This is a genomic window from Streptomyces sp. NPDC056161, from assembly GCF_042268025.1.
Taxonomy (GTDB): Bacteria; Actinomycetota; Actinomycetes; order Streptomycetales; family Streptomycetaceae; genus Streptomyces.
Genome location: NZ_JBHJUV010000060.1, coordinates 36,713 through 52,862, shown reverse-complemented (window position 1 = coordinate 52,862; position 16,150 = coordinate 36,713). Strand labels below are relative to the sequence as shown.

14 protein-coding genes and 1 pseudogene are annotated in these 16,150 nt (G+C 67.2%); 1 reads left to right on the top strand and 14 read right to left on the bottom strand.

The genetic code is table 11. The features are described 5' to 3' along the window. Positions 1-248: 248 nt before the first annotated feature. The 9 genes and pseudogenes from ACFC09_RS38090 to ACFC09_RS38050 form a co-directional block, all read right to left on the bottom strand. Positions 249-836 (bottom strand): hypothetical protein, encoded by a 588-nt coding sequence (locus ACFC09_RS38090; RefSeq protein ID WP_376536251.1) that lies wholly within the window; start codon positions 834-836, stop codon positions 249-251. Between the two features lie 17 nt (positions 837-853). Then, a complete protein-coding gene (locus ACFC09_RS38085) occupies positions 854-1,828 on the bottom strand; it encodes a recombinase RecT (RefSeq protein WP_376536249.1) in 975 nt (324 codons plus the stop codon). A gap of 27 nt (positions 1,829-1,855) precedes the next feature. After that, on the bottom strand, positions 1,856-2,227 hold the full coding sequence (locus ACFC09_RS38080) for a hypothetical protein (RefSeq protein WP_376536247.1): 372 nt from the start codon (positions 2,225-2,227) through the stop codon (positions 1,856-1,858). Positions 2,228-2,285: 58 nt separating this feature from the next. Further along, on the bottom strand, positions 2,286-2,504 hold the full coding sequence (locus tag ACFC09_RS38075; RefSeq protein ID WP_376536245.1) for a hypothetical protein: 219 nt from the start codon (positions 2,502-2,504) through the stop codon (positions 2,286-2,288). Positions 2,505-2,603: 99 nt separating this feature from the next. Continuing rightward, positions 2,604-3,173 (bottom strand): hypothetical protein, encoded by a 570-nt coding sequence (locus tag ACFC09_RS38070; protein WP_376536243.1) that lies wholly within the window; start codon positions 3,171-3,173, stop codon positions 2,604-2,606. Positions 3,174-3,454: 281 nt separating this feature from the next. Beyond that, entirely contained in the window at positions 3,455-4,012 is a 558-nt protein-coding gene (locus ACFC09_RS38065; protein WP_376536241.1) for a hypothetical protein, read from the bottom strand. A gap of 152 nt (positions 4,013-4,164) precedes the next feature. Next, entirely contained in the window at positions 4,165-4,998 is an 834-nt protein-coding gene (locus ACFC09_RS38060) for a hypothetical protein (protein ID WP_376536239.1), read from the bottom strand. Between the two features lie 712 nt (positions 4,999-5,710). After that, on the bottom strand, positions 5,711-5,956 hold the full coding sequence (locus ACFC09_RS38055) for a hypothetical protein (RefSeq protein ID WP_376536237.1): 246 nt from the start codon (positions 5,954-5,956) through the stop codon (positions 5,711-5,713). Positions 5,957-6,271: 315 nt separating this feature from the next. Further along, positions 6,272-7,192: pseudogene (locus tag ACFC09_RS38050) on the bottom strand (peptidoglycan-binding protein); the annotation flags it as partial. 296 nt (positions 7,193-7,488) lie between these two features. On the opposite strand from ACFC09_RS38050, the gene ACFC09_RS38045 reads away from it, so the two are divergent. Beyond that, entirely contained in the window at positions 7,489-8,409 is a 921-nt protein-coding gene (locus tag ACFC09_RS38045; RefSeq protein ID WP_376536235.1) for a hypothetical protein, read from the top strand. 55 nt (positions 8,410-8,464) lie between these two features. Here ACFC09_RS38045 and ACFC09_RS38040 read toward each other — a convergent pair whose 3' ends face one another. The 5 genes from ACFC09_RS38040 to ACFC09_RS38020 all read right to left on the bottom strand — a co-directional run bounded on the left by ACFC09_RS38040 (position 8,465) and on the right by ACFC09_RS38020 (position 16,139). Then, entirely contained in the window at positions 8,465-8,905 is a 441-nt protein-coding gene (locus ACFC09_RS38040) for a hypothetical protein (protein WP_376536233.1), read from the bottom strand. Beyond that, on the bottom strand, positions 8,906-10,006 hold the full coding sequence (locus ACFC09_RS38035) for a hypothetical protein (RefSeq protein ID WP_376536231.1): 1,101 nt from the start codon (positions 10,004-10,006) through the stop codon (positions 8,906-8,908). Continuing rightward, on the bottom strand, positions 10,006-10,932 hold the full coding sequence (locus tag ACFC09_RS38030; protein WP_376536229.1) for a hypothetical protein: 927 nt from the start codon (positions 10,930-10,932) through the stop codon (positions 10,006-10,008). The genes ACFC09_RS38035 and ACFC09_RS38030 overlap by 1 nt, the downstream gene beginning before the upstream one ends. A 13-nt stretch (positions 10,933-10,945) precedes the next feature. Beyond that, a complete protein-coding gene (locus ACFC09_RS38025; RefSeq protein WP_376536227.1) occupies positions 10,946-11,884 on the bottom strand; it encodes a hypothetical protein in 939 nt (312 codons plus the stop codon). A gap of 1,915 nt (positions 11,885-13,799) precedes the next feature. Further along, a complete protein-coding gene (locus ACFC09_RS38020) occupies positions 13,800-16,139 on the bottom strand; it encodes a phage tail tape measure protein (RefSeq protein ID WP_376536225.1) in 2,340 nt (779 codons plus the stop codon). Positions 16,140-16,150 lie beyond the last annotated feature (11 nt).

Below are 16,150 nucleotides of genomic sequence, written 5' to 3'. Positions count from 1 at the left end.
CAGCAGGAACTCATCCGCAACCACCAGACGCGCTACCGCGACCAGGTCATACCCACCGCCTGACCGACAGCACCCTCAGAAGATCTGCACCCATCTTGGTTTGAAGGGAACGAGGGCGGCGTGCGTCGGCTGCGTGGGCGGCAGGCCACAAACTGACGGGCCGCTCATCGGTGATGGTCACAGGTGGTCTCCAAGAGGCGGGGTGCCGTCCCACGTAGCGCGGTGGGACGGCACCCCGGAGGGCGGTGTCAGAAGTTTTCGTGGTGCGTGTCGGGAGTGCCTAGGTCTGGCATGAGGTGCGGCCAAACGGCCCCTGCAAACGTGGCCAGTGCCTCCACAGCCGGGCCGCTCATCACGTCCGCGTCGCCGATGGACAGGCCCAGCGCGGCGGTGTCGGCGCTGCGCTTCTCGACGGGTACGAGGTAGTGGCGACCGTGCCGATCGACGACACTGGCAAACCGCTGGTGGACTCGGCCCGGGACGTCCGCCGGGGACGGTATGGAACCGCTGGCCCAGTACCGGCGAATCACCTCGTCGGCCTGCGGGCTGGCGCCCGACGTGATGGCCAGCCCTTCATAGCTCAGAGCTATGGCAACGGCGTTGGCGGTGACGGCTCCGCCGAGCAGGACGGCGGCGTCCGCGAGGGCAGTGATCACCGTGTCCGGCGGGTATTCCTCCCACAGCCTGTCCGGCACTGGGAGCTGCTGGACCGTCAAGCCGCTGCTGCCGTGCCGTTTCAGAACAAGCACTTCGACGGCCTTGCTGTCCTGGTGCGCCTGCATCGACAGGTGCGCCCGGCACGCCTCGACGATCTGGTTCTGTTCGGTGGTGGTCATGATCGTTCCCCGTGCTTTCAGGAGTCGGCTGACGAGCGGGCGGCGCTGGATGCAGCGCGCTTAGCGGTGGGGCGCCTGCGGCGCGTGATGACCGCCCCTTCCCCGGCCGTGTCCTGTTCCTCCGGCTCTGGCTCCGGCCGGGCCTGGGCCCGCTTGCGCGGTATGGCCTTCTTCTTCGGCGGCGCCTTCTCGGCACCCGGCTCGCCGGACTCCTCCGGCTCCTTGCCCTCTTCAAGGCCCGCCGCCGCCCGCAGCCGCTGCGTGGTTTCCTCGGCTTGGCCCACGACGGTCTCGGCGTCGGCCTGTGCCATCTCCTCGTCCACATACACGCCGGACAGATCCTGTGGCGCGGCCATCCGCAAGGAGCCTGCCTCCGCGCACTTGCGGATCATGTGAGAGGCCATCTGCTGCCACATCTTGGCCAGGACGTACTGGCCTTGCTTGCTGTCCCAGTACGTAGGCGCGAACTCGTCCCAACGTGCGGTGAAGGGGAAGCGACTGGCCCCGCGGAGGACGGTGACCTTGACGGCCGCCGGGGGGCCGGAGGCCAGCCAGACACCGTGGGCGCCGCCATCGGCGTCGTAGTAGACGGTGTCCTCGTAGGAGATGCGCTCCCCGGTCCGCTCGGCCGCGCGGTGCGCGATGGTGCGGAAGCCGTCAATGCCCGTCTGGATGGTCCAGTTGACAGGGTTTTCCTCGCGGTCCTCACCGCGGTTCTTGCGGCCGATCATGTAGATCTGGCGGGCGAACGGGTCCAGGCCGGAGCGGACGCAGTAGTGGAAGAACACTGCGAGTCGCGGGCGTGAGGCGTGTTGGAGGCCGGGGCTGATCAGCGACAGGGCGGAGACCTGGCGTTGGTCGAACTCGGTCTGGTCGGCGCGCAGTACGACGGCGCTCGCGGTGATGGCGCGCTCAGGCTGCCTGTCGGTGGGATCCGGTGCCTGGGCAGCGGATGCGATCCCGCCGCCATCCTGGTCGGTGGGCTGGTTCATGGGTGATTCGTCTCCAAGAGGGGTTGTTCAGTCGGTGCGTAGTGCGCGGACCTCGAATGCGGACTCCCACTGCGGGTGACGCTCGATGAGCAGCCGGACGTAGCGGGAGCGGAAGTTGTTGTTGAGGCGGAACTCGTCGCCTTCGGTGGCCATGGCGTAGCGCCAGCGCAGGACTTCGAAGAGCATTCCGATGCCGACGCGGGCGGCGCCGCGCCGGAGGTACTCGGCGGTCAGGCTTTCCAGTGCATGCAGCACCCACGGGTTGAGCCGGTGGAACGCCTCGAACTGCGCCTGGATCGTGCCTGCTTGGCCGTCGGGCTGCCGCACGGTGTGGATCACCAGGCCGGGAATCTCGTCCTGGACGCCTTCCATGCCCCACCACCCCAAGAACGTCTTCAAGTGTTCCACCTATCTTGAGTGGTGGGCGCCCTGCGATCAACCCTGCTTGCGGCAGGTGTTAGCCCGCTTTGTCGCGATCGGGTTCAGGTGCGGCCTGATCGGCCAGACCTTCCATGCGAGCCTCCCGCTCCCCGTTGACGCGGGAGACGTCCGCGAGCATGCGGACGGCGAGAAGGGCATCCGGACTCTCAAGCACGTAGCGCGACAAGGCCAGCTCCAGGACCAGCACTTCCTTCCCCTCCGCGACGGCGACATCGTCGCCGGAGGGCGTCTGCATGAATTGCGCGCCATGCCTCCTATGCGAATTACCCCTTTAGGGGGTGGATTTACCTATATCTTATTCGCATTTGAGCTCTGCGTAAAGAATTTGTGCAGGTCAGGTGCCTTTTCGCGCGTGCCGTCCCCGCGTGAGGACTTCCGAGCCGGGGCCGTTGTAGGTGCCCTCACGCAGAGCAGCCGCCACCTTCTCGTCGATGTCCCAGCGGAGGCTACGTGCGCTCGCGCGCAGCGCGGGCGCATCCTCCAGCACCGTCTCCAGCAGCCACAGCCTCGACCCGGACAGCTGCCAGTCCTCTTCGGGGAAGTTGCCTGCAGCGATACGTGCCGCCAGGGTGCCCTGCGACGGCAGGCGGAACAGCGCGATGATTTCCTGCTGCCCGACGATCGGGGGCAGTTGGTCCAGCGAGTCGGCTTCCCAGCCCTCACCTTGCTCCGCCATCAGCCGTTTCTTGTACCAGAGATCCAGCGCCTTCGGCCTGGCGGTCATCGTGCCGAAACGGCAGGCGAACCCCAGCGGCCAGTACCTCACCCCCGACACGACAAGGGCGGTCGCCGGATCCAGTACACGCCGGCTTGGCGCCAGCCACTGCGACACCATCTGCGCCTCGACGCTGTACAGGGCAGCGAATTCCTGGTGCCCCACCAGGTATGGCTTCAGCCGATGCATCGCCCTGTCCTCCGCCGTATCGCCTCGCGCCTGACCGGGCACGAGCGTATCCACACTGCTGCGCGGCCGACCGTCTCGCGATGCTGATACGGTCGGCGCCGGTCCGATTCTCCAAGAGGGCCTGTGGCCCCCGCTGCGGCGGGGGCCATTTTAGTTTCCCCAGTGGGCTAGGTTCCGCGCCGACCGGACGTGCCCCAGCAGCTATTGCGCTCCGGAAAACTTCCGCTGCGGGCTCAGCACGGCCCGAAGTCATCGGAGGGCAGGCGAGTGGGCAAGGAGCGTTACTCGGGTTTGGGAGACGGCGGATTCAACTCGGCATTTTGAGACTGGGGTGTCGTTCCTGGCTGCGGCGTGCGAAGACACTGCTCGATGTGGTCGCTTGTTCGCATGATGGTGATGTCAGTCGGTGGTGCAGGCCACGTGATGATGAGATAGTCCTCCACCGGCTCCATGCTCACCCCGTCAACGTTGAGCGCACGGCCACGGGCGTGCACCCGCATCCGGTACCAAGCAGGCCCTGCGGGGCTGAGCACCGTGGAGCCGTCTGCAGGCGGGCCGAGTTCGAGTGATTCCAGCGAAAGCTTGCCCATGGGAGCATGCACGCTGGCCTCGACGACCTCTTCCCAGTCGTCAACGGTTTGGCCTGGTGTCTGCTCGTTTGGCCCCTGGATCGTCACGCGTACCAAGCCGGTGTTGATACCGGTAGCGATCAGAGCGCCTTCGGTCATGGGAGCGACGAAGCCGTTTGACCAGTCAGCTGATTGAGCTGGGATCTCTCCCGCGTCCAGAAGACCAAAAACGCCTTCGTTGACAAATACATCGTGAGTAATAGTGACCAAGGCGATCCTTTCCGATGGGCGCCATACATGAAGGACGGAATGCCTGCCGCAGGAAGTATTGGAAGTAACGAGGAACGACGCGTCGGCTGATGTTCACGTGCATGTCCCGGGGCGTGACCGGGTGTGCCCGTGTCACGCCCCGAGACGAAGGACTAGGCTGCTGTCAGGATACGGAAGGGGTCACCGTCCAGTACCCGCTCGGCACGGTAGAACTGAGTGTTCGAACCGCCCTGGGAGTTGTTCTCGCCTTCCGGAATCATGCAGGCACTAGCGCCTGACGGCCCAGTTCTCTGCAGTACGTTGGGCAGGTCGCATCCGTCGAACGAACGGCGAGCTCCACCGGAGCTCATTCCGTTGCGAGATGTGGCGACGGGGTACTCGTCGCAGGACTTGCCCTCGACGGCAGGGTCGCTTGCCGGGCATGCCTTCAAGCGGTTGATGCCGATTGTGTAGGTGTCAGTTGTGCGTGTGAGGGGTGCGTCGAAGGTTGCGCCGGGTAGTCCAGATCCCTGAGCGAGCTGCACATGCCGGACCAGGTTGGGCGTGCGGGCCTTGCTGTACGTGAGTGCGGACGAGTACCAGGGCACCACACAGCCGACGTAGGCTCGTCCGGCTGTCGCGTTGTCGCAGCGGAAGTCACTCATGTGATATTCGGTGACGGCTGGGACGTAGGGTGCATTGGTAAAGGTCAGGTACCAGGAGGTGGTACAGGTGCCGATGTCTCCGTCATTGGTAGCGGTGGTGTCGAAGAACGCCTCGCCCAGGCTCCAAGAGTTGACGGGTGTGAGGGGCTTTGCAGGGAAGGACGCACTGTTCCTCTTGCAGTCACCGGACATGGTGGCCTGTCCGTCGATTGTCGCCTTCATCGCGTCGCCCCAGCCGCTGTATGCAGAGGTTTCGATCTGGTGCGCGAACGTGGGCAGTCCGGTTTCCCCGTAGCTGTAGTTGAGAACGAGCATGTTCGCCTCGCCGGTCACGGTGGTCACTCCGTTGACCGTCCGGCGGGTTGTGTAGGTGAGTCCGCTCCAAACACACGCGGCGGTGCGGATCCCTAGAATCTTTCCTTTGGCGTCTTCACACCACTGGGGCGCATCCGCCCCGCCGGCTGCGGTGGCACCAGCGGCGGCGCCCGAGTAGGCGGAGGTGGCTGGAGGGGCCACTGCTGTAACGCAGGATGATTCGCCGTCCTCAACCGGCTCACTGCATGACGAAGTAGCAGAGACGAAGGCTTCGGTTGAAGCGTCTGATCCTGGCTTTTCGGCCGGCTGGTCCGAACCGGGTGTCACCTCCGGCACAACAGGCTTCGTTGCCGGACCCTCAGTTGTGACAGATGCGGTGGCCGCATCCTCCCGCGCCTGCGCTGGAGAAATACCGGTCGCCAACACCATGAGAAATGTTCCCAAGGCTGCGATGTGCACAAGTCTCTTGCGTTTATGTAACACGGAGATTCCCCCTCCTGAGCCTGCATCACCTTGCGGCGCTGTGATCATCACACTATGCGATGAGATCGCCGTACGGGAGCAAATTAACGAGTGCATGTTCGGACGGTTAGGTATTCAGCCACACAAGAGCGTCCGAAAATCGTGGTTGCCACGAAAGGCAGGCATGGGGCCAAGACAGAACGACAAGCTGGGGATTTCGAAGGGGTAGCGATCGAGTGACGGGAACCGTGGACACAACGCCCACTTCCCATGCTGTTCACCCTCGGGTCAGGCCAAGCACCGTCAGCGCCACGGCCGTGATGCTGGCCAGAACCGCGATTGTCGGCAGCGGCCACCTCCCCCTTTCCAGGGAGGCAACGCGTTCCTCCAGATCTGCGACCGCTTTGTCAGTCTGGTCGCTGCGCTGCACGAGCAACGCCAGTTGGCCGTCGATGCGGGCCAGACCGACCTCCAGGGCGCTGCGCAGTTCGGCCAGGGCCAGCGCGATCTCACCCTCTGGCACGGATGCCTCCCCATGTCCAACTACGGGTCACTACTTCGGTGTGGCCGGATCGTGGTCACTGGGCAGCCAGGATGCGGTGCCAGCACGCCCGAGCACGGTGCCGAGCGTGGACTTCAGCGCCGACAGGGCCGCGGGCGCCGCGGCGACGGCGGCGGCCTGCCAGGCGGACAGCGTCACCAGGTCGGTCGCATTGGAGGCGGCCATCAGGCCCAGGAGCGACTGAAGGTAGGTGGCGATGGTGCGCTCCGCGATGTCGGCGAGGGCTTGCGGCATAGGGTCGTGCTCCTGTCCTGAGGTCGTGGTCTGCGTCGCGGCGGTGCGCGGGACATGCAGCGCCGCCCAGGTCTCCGGCCCGGGGATACCGTCGGCGGCTGCACCGTGGTGTCCACGCTTGATCTGCCAGGCGGCGTACGAGCGGCGATGTGCCTCGTTCCACACCGGGCCCGGCGGGATGTCGTAGGAGTCGCAGCCCTCCGCGATCAGCCGCTTCGCTATTGCCTCGATCACGGGCGAAGACCGGCCGTCGTAGAAGAAGCCCTCACCGGGGTACGCGGCGTACGCCGGAGCCGGCTTGGGAGTTGGCTTCGGCTCCGGGACGGGCTCGGGTGTCGGCTTGGGCTTCGGCTTGTCCGGTATGTGGCCGCTGTCCTTGAGGTGGCGGGCGACACGAGCGCGGAAGTCGTTCATGTCGATGCCGCCGGGGTCCGGCTTGCCGGGCTGCCACTCCTTGTGGCCGATGACGCTGTGCTCGTTCCAACCGTGGGCCCGGCATATGGCCGCGGCGGCGCGGGCCATCGCGTCCAGCTGCGCGGACGGCCAAGGCAGGCTGCCTGTGCTGATGCACTCGAAGCCGTAGAAGTGCCGGTTGGCGTCGGTGTCTGCTTCGTTGTCATTCGGCAGACTCTTTTTCTCGGCGATGACAGCGAGCAGGACGTCTGTATCGCCCATGCCGGCGTGGTTGGTCCGGCCGTAGCCGACCAGGTGAATCGTCCCAGAACGGTCGATCACGCCGTGGCAGAGAGGGCCGGGGAGATCCTGATAGCCGACGCGGCAGAGCTCCACCATGTCGGCCTCGGAGCTGTAGGGGCCGGTGTGGTGGATCATGACCCCGTTCACGGGGCCCCAGTTGCCGTGGGTGTTTCGGTTGTGGGTACGCCACTTGCCGTGCTCGACGACGCCGAGGCCCGCGTTTTTCAGCACGGATAGGAATGTGTCTGCACTCAACGGAGTTGCCACGCTTGCTTCGCTCTCTCCCCTGCGCCATATAGCAGTCGGCCGGGCCCTGCTGGTGCGGGCCGGTCCCTCGGGAGAGTGCCGCGAAGCGAGGGTGGAGGGTCACCCGGTTGTCATGGTACCGAGCGGCACGACGCCTGTGGTGGCGCGCGTTGCAAACCACGCCGTCCGTAATGATCACGGCGGATGCCAGCTAGCGGGCATCAACTCCAAGGGGTTGTCAGTGGTGGCCTGTAAGGTCACGGCGACTTGCGGCTGTGATCCGTCGGTTGGGGCAACGAAGGGTGAGGTAAGGCACGTTGGACTGGGCGAAGGTAAATCCCCTCACGGCATCGGGGCATCTCCGGATGCGGCCAGGAGACTTTCAGGAGAAGAGTCGTCTCGTCGAGACGCATATCGTCCACTTGATAACGGGCATGCTCGCGGGGTCGAAGGCTGCACACGTCGGCTTGAAGACCCGTAACGCTTGGAAGTGGTGTGGTCACGGATGGCGACCAAACGGTTTCTATTACTACCTGGGCGGATCGCGCCCCTGGGACAATGACCGCTTCATTGCAGAGGCTGAACGGGGTAAGCCGATCCATCTCTTCGATATGGGTGGACAGGTGTATCGATACATCGATGAATTCACACTGGAGGACGTTTGTACTCCAGTGGCCCTTACCCATCGCGACGGTAAGCCAGTAGATGTACCGGTGTTCAAGCTGCGTCCGACCGAGACTGTTGCACACGTGCCCGGCCAGCTTGAGCGCCTCTGTGATCCTGAGGTAATCACGCTGAAGTCAGTCGAGCGAAGCGACCTTATGCTCAGCAGCGGTGCAACTCGTCAGCGGCTCCGCCCTGAGAATGAACTGGTTCTTCGGTTCTGTGAGTTTCTGGCAAGGCAAGGGCACGCCACCCAGCGGATCCAGATTCGGCATACCGTCGACCACGCACCGTTGTTCACTGACATCTGGGTGGACTCCGCGTTCCTCCTTATTGAGGCAAAGGTGCGACCGGAGCGCCAGGCGGTCAGGGACGCGATCAGTCAGATGGTCGACTACACCCGCTTTCTCCCCAACCCGCAGCGCGCCATCCTCCTGTCCGGACGTCCTAAGGCCGATGTAATCGAGCTCGCGCATAGCGCACGATGTGCCGTTATCTGGCCTGCGGGACACGCCGGATGGCAGTCGAGCGTGGGATGGCTCGGCGACCTCGGCATCCGACTGGCGATGCCGTGAGAGCCTTGGAGAGCACGTACGAGGCGACCACTGCGTCCCCCTGGGGCTGAGGTGCCTACCTCGCATCGTCACCATCAATTCGGCATGAGGCACTGTCGAGACTGAGCCAGGTGGCGTTGACGCTGCCGCCGTCCTGGACCCGCAAGGTCACCTGACCCGCGGCGTTGAGGTCGAGGTGGAGTTCACGGTGCGCCGCATCGGAGGCGACCGGAACGGTGCGCGGTCCGGCGGGCCAGAAGCCCTCCGGCAGGAAGGCGACGACCCCTTCGTCCACGGCCCGGCGACCCGGAAGTCCAATCCGGCCGCTGAACTCCAGGGTGTCCCACGGGTTGGCGCGGATCTGCGGCGGCTGCGCGGCGTCAGGGACTGCCGTGTCTCCGGTCAGGGGCAGGTCCCGCCACGGCGGGTACGGCGCGCGCCGGGCCCGCTCCAGAACGGTGACCCGTCGCTCCAGGCCGACGAGGCGGCGGGAGAGTTCGGCGATCGTGTCCGGCATCTACTGCTCCTCGATGTCGTCGCCCTCTGGCCTGAGGGTGCGTTCCAGCTTCAGCGTCACGCGCTCAGGGCTCTCGCCTCCGCCCGGCCGCAGGGTCCAACCGACGATGCGGTTCCAGGCGTCGTAGGCAGTGTGCGGCTCGTCCAGCCGGATCCGTACGTCGTCGCCGACGCGCAGCTCCTGGATCGGCGCGGCGGGGTGGTCGGTGATCTCCAGCTCGGTGAGCGTCGGCAGGATCTGCCGGGCCAGCCGTTCACGGCGGGCGCGCTGCTTGAGCTTGGTCTCGTCCTTCTCGCTGGTCTCCAGCTTGGACTCCAGGCGTAGCCGCCCGTTGCGGACACCGTCAACCACGACCTTGCGCTTCGTTCCCTCGCCTGCGCCGAGCCCGATGACCCACTGGGCGTAGGTATCGGCGTCCTTGACGACGTGGGGTTCGCCGACCACGTTGGCGCCGGTGGTGAAGGTCAGGTCGTCACGGCGTCGGCCGAGGGTGGGAGCGCCCAGGACAACGCGCCGCTCGGCCTGGTGCCCGCGCCAGGAAACTGTTTCGGTCCACTCCAGGCCGTCATCGATGTCGGCTATCTCGTCCACGATCTCCCCCAGGTTGCGCGGATCGGACTTGGACGTGGCGTAGGGGTCCTTCGCCGTCCCGGTCTTCCCCTGCGAGCGCGTGTCGTCCACCACGACCTGTAGGTCGCCGCCCGGCTGCTCCTGCGCGTACGCCCACACGTCGCGGATCACCTGACACGGGTCGGCCTCGACGTACGGGCCGCGCCCGTCCAAGTTGCCGTGGAGGTCGAAGCGGCGGTGGAGGTAGCTGGTGAATCCTGACGCCTCGAAGGGGAGCTTGACGCCCTCCGGTTCCGCCCGCCACAGCAGCCCTCCCCAAATCAGCCGGGAGTTCCGTTCGACGAGGATCACTGCGTCGCCGGCGTCGTTGAGCATGTCGCTCAGCGAGGGAGCGAACGGAGGGGTCAGAGTCGCCGTGAGCGAGCCGGGCCCGGACTTCTCCGGCCCGAACTCGACCTCGGTCAACGGCAGATTCCAGTTCAGGACCTCACCGGTGGCAGCGCGGGCGAGGATGTAGCGGTAGTCGGGCATCACACCGGGCTTTCCGTGAACTGGACATCGGTGGTCACCGTGGTGCCCCTGGCCACGGTCAGGTCGCCGTCGCCGTACTTGTCGATCTGGTTGATCTGTACGGACAGGTGCTGACGGGTGCCCCGGTAGGCCGACGGCAGGGTGAGGGTGTCGGCGAGGGTGACGCTGGAGCGGCGGGTGGTGGTGCCGTCGTCGTCGACCACGGTCGGCGCGGCGTTGTGCTCGCCCAAACGGGTGCGCAACTCTGCGTAGATGTTGCCTGCCTCGGCACGCAGCCCGGAGAGCGTCACCACGGTGATGGCCTTCGTCGCCCAGGACGGGATGTCGAGTTCCCAGGCGGCTTCCTTGGGCCAGTTCGCCCACTGGCCGTGCTGAGTGGGTGCTTTCTCGGTGTCCGTCGGGTGCACCGTGTGCAGGGTGCGCTCGGTGCGCGGATTGGCGAGCCGCCGCAGGTCCGTGATCATCTCGGCGGTGACCGCGGCCGTGTTGCGGGGCAGGGTGATGCGGGCGAGCGGTATGGCCGTCATCTCGCGCAGCACGCTTGCGTCTTGGTCCATGCCCTGAGCGAGGTGGAAGTAGCCGATGTCTTCGCGGCACGGGTCGCGTTCGCCCTCGTACTCGGGGTCTTCGATGCGCAGGACGAGCAGGTCAGTGCGGGCGAAAGGCCCGGTCGGCGGGACGTCGACCACCGCGTCGCCGATGTTGGTCTGGGTGTAGGCCCCCTGCCATGGGCGCACGCCGTGGATCAGGGCGGAGCCGTTGCCGACGCGGACGCCGGGGCCGGGCGTCTGAAGCGGACGGACCTTGAGGTCTTCGGCTTCGGCGACGCCCTGTCGTCCGCGCGCCAGGTCGCGGATCATCAGGCGCATCGCGCGGGCGGAGTGGTTGCCGCCGTGCACCATCAGCGGGGGCTGGACAAGGGTCACTGGTGTTCTCCGTTCACAGGGCGGTGTACGCCGACCGCCACGACACTTCGAGGCGTGCGGTTCTGGTGAGGTCGTCGCCGCTCCAGCCGACCTCGGAGCGGCCCTGCGGGATGGTGAACAGGTCGAGGCGTGACTGCGGGGTGAGGTCGGCTGCGACGTTGGCGTTGCCGTTGCGCAGGGCCCAGCAGGTGCCCGGACGGGTCTCCATCTCCACCCACTCCCCGGCGCGCAGCGTCAGGCGCAGTTCGAGGACGTGCCCGGTGACGGTGTTCCAGACCCGCGGGTTGGCGACCGGTCCGTGGACACGGAGGCTGGGCCAGGTCGATACGTTGCCCTGGTTCGTGACCCATCCGGGGCGGTCGTCCGGGTCCGCCTGGCCGCGCCCGGCAGGTACGTACAGGACCTGGTCCGCGGCTTGGTCGCCGTTCTTGTGCTGCGCGGCTTGGTCCAGGCCCAGCGTGAGCTGTGACAGTTCGTCGTCGTACCAGCGCGGGTCGAGCCCGGCGAACTCGATGTCGAGGGGGATCCACCCGTTGATCGCCGTGGCGGTGCTGGTGGCTTCCATGCGGCGCAGCCGCCCGTACAGACGACGCGTACGGTGGCCGGGCCAGCGGCCCCGCAGCACCGCACGTCCCTCGGGCCGGGTACGGGCGGCCGGGTTGTCGACGGCCAGTTCGAGGCGGGACAGCAGGTCGGTGGCCGCGGTCGGATCGCCGGGGGTCTTGATGCCGGCCTCGAAGCGCAGGGTGCGGGGTCCGTAGAAGTCCTGGCCCGGGAACGTGCCGTCGCCGGTGGGGTTGTCCACGTCCTGTGGACGGGTGGCGGGCGAGCCGAGTCCTTCGATGTTCCCGATCGGAATGCGGGTCCCAGCGCCGAGGACGACACCGCCGATCTCGAACTGCCAGGGAGCCAGCTCGATGGATGAGGGCTGCGCTGCTGGTGGGGTCTTCAAATCCTTCCGCCTCTCTGGGCGTTGCGCAGGTTGCGCATCATCTCGTTGCCGATCTGCTCGGGCGTGGCGGAACTGTCGGTGACGGTGACGGGCATGGTGCCGATCAGCGGCTGCTGTTCGCGTACGACGACGACCTGGACACGGCCGCCCGAGCGGGCATCGACCACACGCGTTGGGGCGGAATCGCTGCTGGTGCGAAGGTCGAATGCGCGAACGACTCCGGCCAGGACCTGGGCGTTGCTTGTCTGCTTGAAGGTGCCTGCCAGCATGGGGGTGTAGTCGTAGCGGTTGCGTGCGGTGATTCCTCCGCCTGCGAACCACTCGACCTGCCCGCCGAAGCGGCCGACCACTTCCTCCACAACGGCCTTGCTGCGGTCGCGCTTGGCGGGCGTAAGCGGTACGTACGCTTCTCCGCCGGTCTCGGGCTCCGCCCAGACGCGCCAGCTCCCGGCCGGGGCGATCTGCGCGACGCGCTGTTCACGAAGGCCGGCACTGGTGGTGCCGCCCTCGGCGAAGTAGTCGACGACGCCTCCGTCCGCTTGCTTCCGCAGGTTGTCGGCCTGCTGGCGCAGCGCATCTGCGGCGCTCTTGGAGGGCTGCTGGACGAGCGTGTCGAGGATGGTCGTGTGGCGCGTGGTGACCGTGACCGTCTTCCCGTGCAGCGCGTCGATGCGCTGCTGTATGGAGTCAGCGGCCTTGTGGGCGCCGCCGGTCGGCACGCTCACCCTGACGTTCTTCGAGCCGGGAACCTTCTCAATCCGGAAGCCCAGCGCCTCCAGCTCCTTGCGTGCCTGTGTCGTGGGCGCACGCACGATGACGGACTTCGCTGAGGGAGTTGCCCGGATCTTGGCCTGTACCGCCTCCAGACTCTTGATGGCCTCGGCGGCCGGCGCGGATACGCGGACGCTCTTGCTGCTCGGCGTCCGGCCGAGTTCGGCGATCAGCCCGTCCAGGTTCTTGCGCGCCTGCTCGGTCGGCGCAGTGATCTCGATCTGGCGGGTGCCGGGAACTGTCGTCACAGCGAACCCGAGTTCCCTGAGTTTCTGCTGGGCGCCGTCGCTCAGCGAATCGACCTTGATCGTCTTGGCGTTCGGCAGCCGCTGCAGCTCCGCCTGGACCGCGATCAGGTTCGCAAGCGTGCTGTCCATGCCGTTGGTCTGGAGCAGCAGCGAGACCTTCGACGGCAGCAGGCCCAGGCTGTCGGCCACGCCCTCGGCCTGGACGCGGCTAAGCCCGTAGCCCCGGGCAGCTTTGATCGCCTCCTTGCGGGCCCGGCTCATCTCACCGCGGGCCTTGGCCAACGCCGCCGGCAGCGCCTCCCCGTTGCGCTGGGCCAGGTCGTACGTCGCCATGGAGGCGTCTGCCGCCGCATCGGACAAGGCGGTGAGCTGCGTGTAGAGCTGCTGCCCGTTCCGGGTCGTGGTGTTGAGGGTCTTGTCCTCGTTGACCAGCTGGCTGCCGCCGAATCCCTGGCCGCGGTTGGGTTTCTGGCTGCCCTCCCGTAGATCCAGCACCGCGGAGTTGACCTTCGCCTCGGCGGCCTGAAGCGTTATCTGGCCGCCGGAGAGCAGGTCGAGGGCGCTCTTGAGGGAGCGCGTGCGGGTGTCGGCGTCGGCGGTCTCGTCGGCTAGGCCGCCGACCGCGGCCTTGAGGCGATCGTAGGCTGAGGTGCCGTCCCCGGCGCCCTTGGTGGCCTGGGCCAGCTCCCGGGCGTTCTTGACCGACTCGGCCATCTCGCCCTTGACACTGCCGAGGGCGTCCGCAGCGTCCTTGTACTGCTGGCCGATGTCCGTGTAGTCGAGGACCGATGCCTTCCCGCCCGCCACGTCCCTGTACGCACGGTGCGCGTTCGCGGTGGCCAGGAGCTGTTTCTGCAGCGCCTCAAGCGATGTCCCGTGCCCCAGGTAGGCGTCTGTCAACGTCGCCAGGGGCACGCCGGCCTGGTCCAGGACCTTGGTGAGCTCGCCCTGACTGGTCTTGGTGTCCAGCAGGGCCTGGGCGGCCTGCTGGCGCACATTGCTGTCGATCTGCCCGCCGGACTCGCGCAGCGCCGAGGTGAGTGAGGAGATCCGCTGCTGGTGCTCGGCCGCGGCCTGCGCCGCACGCTGCTGGCGAGCGGCCAGCAGGCCGAGACCGACGGAGACACCGGCCATGACGACACGAACGGACCGCCGAGCGCAGTGGTGACACCGCCAAGAGCGGCGCGCAGCCCCGAGCCAGCAGCCCGGGAGAGGCCGCTCAGGGTACCGGTGAACGTCACTCCGGCGCTGTTGGCGCTGCGGAAGGCTGCCGTCATGGTGCCGAGGAACCCGACACGCGCCTGAAGGGTGGCCCAGGCGGCGCCGTACCGGGACAGTATGACGCCGGACGCGGCAGCGAGGTTCTGCTGTACCCGCATCTGCTGGGCGAAGCTCTGGAACCCGCTGCGCACCGGACCGGTGACGGTGTTCGCGATGCTGGTCAAGGTCGGCTGGACACGGCGAAACAGCAGCATGGCCAGGGCGGCGGACTGGATCGGCGCGGGCAGCGCGCCGAAGGCACTGACGAGTCCGCCGACAAGCTGTCCGACCGGGACGAGTACTGCGGAGAGGCCGGAGACCGCGTCCAGGGCCAGGTTCGCGACGGTGGCGATGATGTCGAGCGTGCCGGCCGCGGCGCCGCCGTCCTCGCCGAGGCCGGCGAGCGCGGACACGACGGGTTGCGCGCCGTCGGCCGCACGGCGCAGGACCTGGCCCAGTGTCTCGGCGGCGTTGATGAGCAGGTTCAGGCCCGTGGCCAGCGTCTGCTCCCCGAGTTCCTTCAGCGGACCGACGAAGCGTTCCGCCTCGTCGACCAGGCCGCCGAGCCCTGCTCCGGCTTTCGCCTTCAACTCGGGGCCGTACAGGACGGCGAGGTTGCGGCCGTATTCCAGCACGGTGGTCAGGTACGGGGTCGCCCCGGCCATCCCCCGGGACAGCAGCCGGGTGACCCACTCCAGCCCCGGCGCCATGCCCTCGTAGAGCGCGATCCCGGTCTGTTTCGCCTGCGTGCGCAACTGTGTCATCGCGCCGGACAGTCCCTGTCCACGTGAAGCGGTGACGCTCGCTGCGGCACCCGTCTGGCGTACGGCCATCGACAGGTCGTCGAAGGACTCGGTGCCCTGGTGCGCGAGCGCCACGGCTCCGCTGAGTGCAGGTTTACCGAAGGCGCGGGTGACGCCTGCCGCGAAGTCCCGCTCGGACATGGCGTGTTCGGCCTTGGAGAGCCCGTCGATCACGACTCTCAGCCCGCGGAACTTCCCCTGCGCATCAAAAGCCTCGATCCCAAGGTCCTTGAGCGCGCTGCGCATCTGCGGGGTGGGCGCGGCGAGGTTCGCGAAGATCCCTCGCAGGCTCGTTCCGGCCGTCTGGCCGAGGATGCCGCTCTTGCCGAGCATGCCGACCGCCGCCGCGGTGTCCTGCAAGGAGACACCGAGCGCGTTGGCAACCGGCCCGGCGTACCGCATCGAGTAGTAGATGTCAGTGATCGAACCGGAGGCGCTGTTGGCCGTGCCCGCCAGCGTGTCAGCCGCCTTGGACGCCTGATCAGCGCCGAGGCCGAACTGGTCCATGATGTCGCCCAGGTACTTGGCCGACGTGGCGGCATTCACATCGGCCGCAGCCGACAGCTGTAGTGAGGCGCGTACGGCGTCGATCGACTGATCGGCACGGAAGCCCGCTTTGCTCAGCTCGACCATGCCTTCGGCGGCGTCGGCCGCGGTCGAGCCCGGAAGGCTCAGGTCGCTGCCGAGTTCCTGCGCGACAGCAGCGGCCCGCTTCATCTGCCCTGCTGTGGCATCGGTGACCGCGCCGAACAGGTTCATCTGCCGTTGGTAGCGGTTGCCCTCCTCGATCATCTCGCCCGCACCGAGCAGCAGGCCACCTCCCGCAAGCAGGCTGGTGGTCGCGATGCCCTGCCTGCCCGCGCCGGCGACAGTGCGTTCCAGGCGGGACAAGGACCGGGCTCCGTCGTCCCCAGCCGCGCGGAGGCTGGCGCGGGCGGCCGACGCGCGGGCGGTGATCTGGTTCAGCTCGCCGACAGCCGATCGGGCGGAACGGCTGAGCGCGGTGAACTGGGTGGCGAGGCTGGCGCCGTTCGCGTCCAGACGGGCCAATGTGCGGTTGGCGGCGTCGGTGCGGCCGGCGAGAGTCCTCATCTGGCCGGAGGCAGCGCGGGTTCCCGCGATCAGGTCGCGGACCTCGGCACGCATCGCCACGGTCAGGGTGAACCCGGCCACAGCAGCCAGCC

Bases quoted from the DNA above. Each gene is read 5' to 3' on its own strand.
- ACFC09_RS38070 (WP_376536243.1), bottom strand. From the start codon at position 3,173: ATGCATCGGCTGAAGCCATACCTGGTGGGGCACCAGGAATTCGCTGCC.
- ACFC09_RS38035 (WP_376536231.1), bottom strand. From the start codon at position 10,006: ATGCCCGACTACCGCTACATCCTCGCCCGCGCTGCCACCGGTGAGGTC.
- ACFC09_RS38090 (WP_376536251.1), bottom strand. From the start codon at position 836: ATGACCACCACCGAACAGAACCAGATCGTCGAGGCGTGCCGGGCGCAC.
- ACFC09_RS38040 (WP_376536233.1), bottom strand. From the start codon at position 8,905: ATGCCGGACACGATCGCCGAACTCTCCCGCCGCCTCGTCGGCCTGGAG.
- ACFC09_RS38075 (WP_376536245.1), bottom strand. From the start codon at position 2,504: ATGCAGACGCCCTCCGGCGACGATGTCGCCGTCGCGGAGGGGAAGGAA.
- ACFC09_RS38085 (WP_376536249.1), bottom strand. From the start codon at position 1,828: ATGAACCAGCCCACCGACCAGGATGGCGGCGGGATCGCATCCGCTGCC.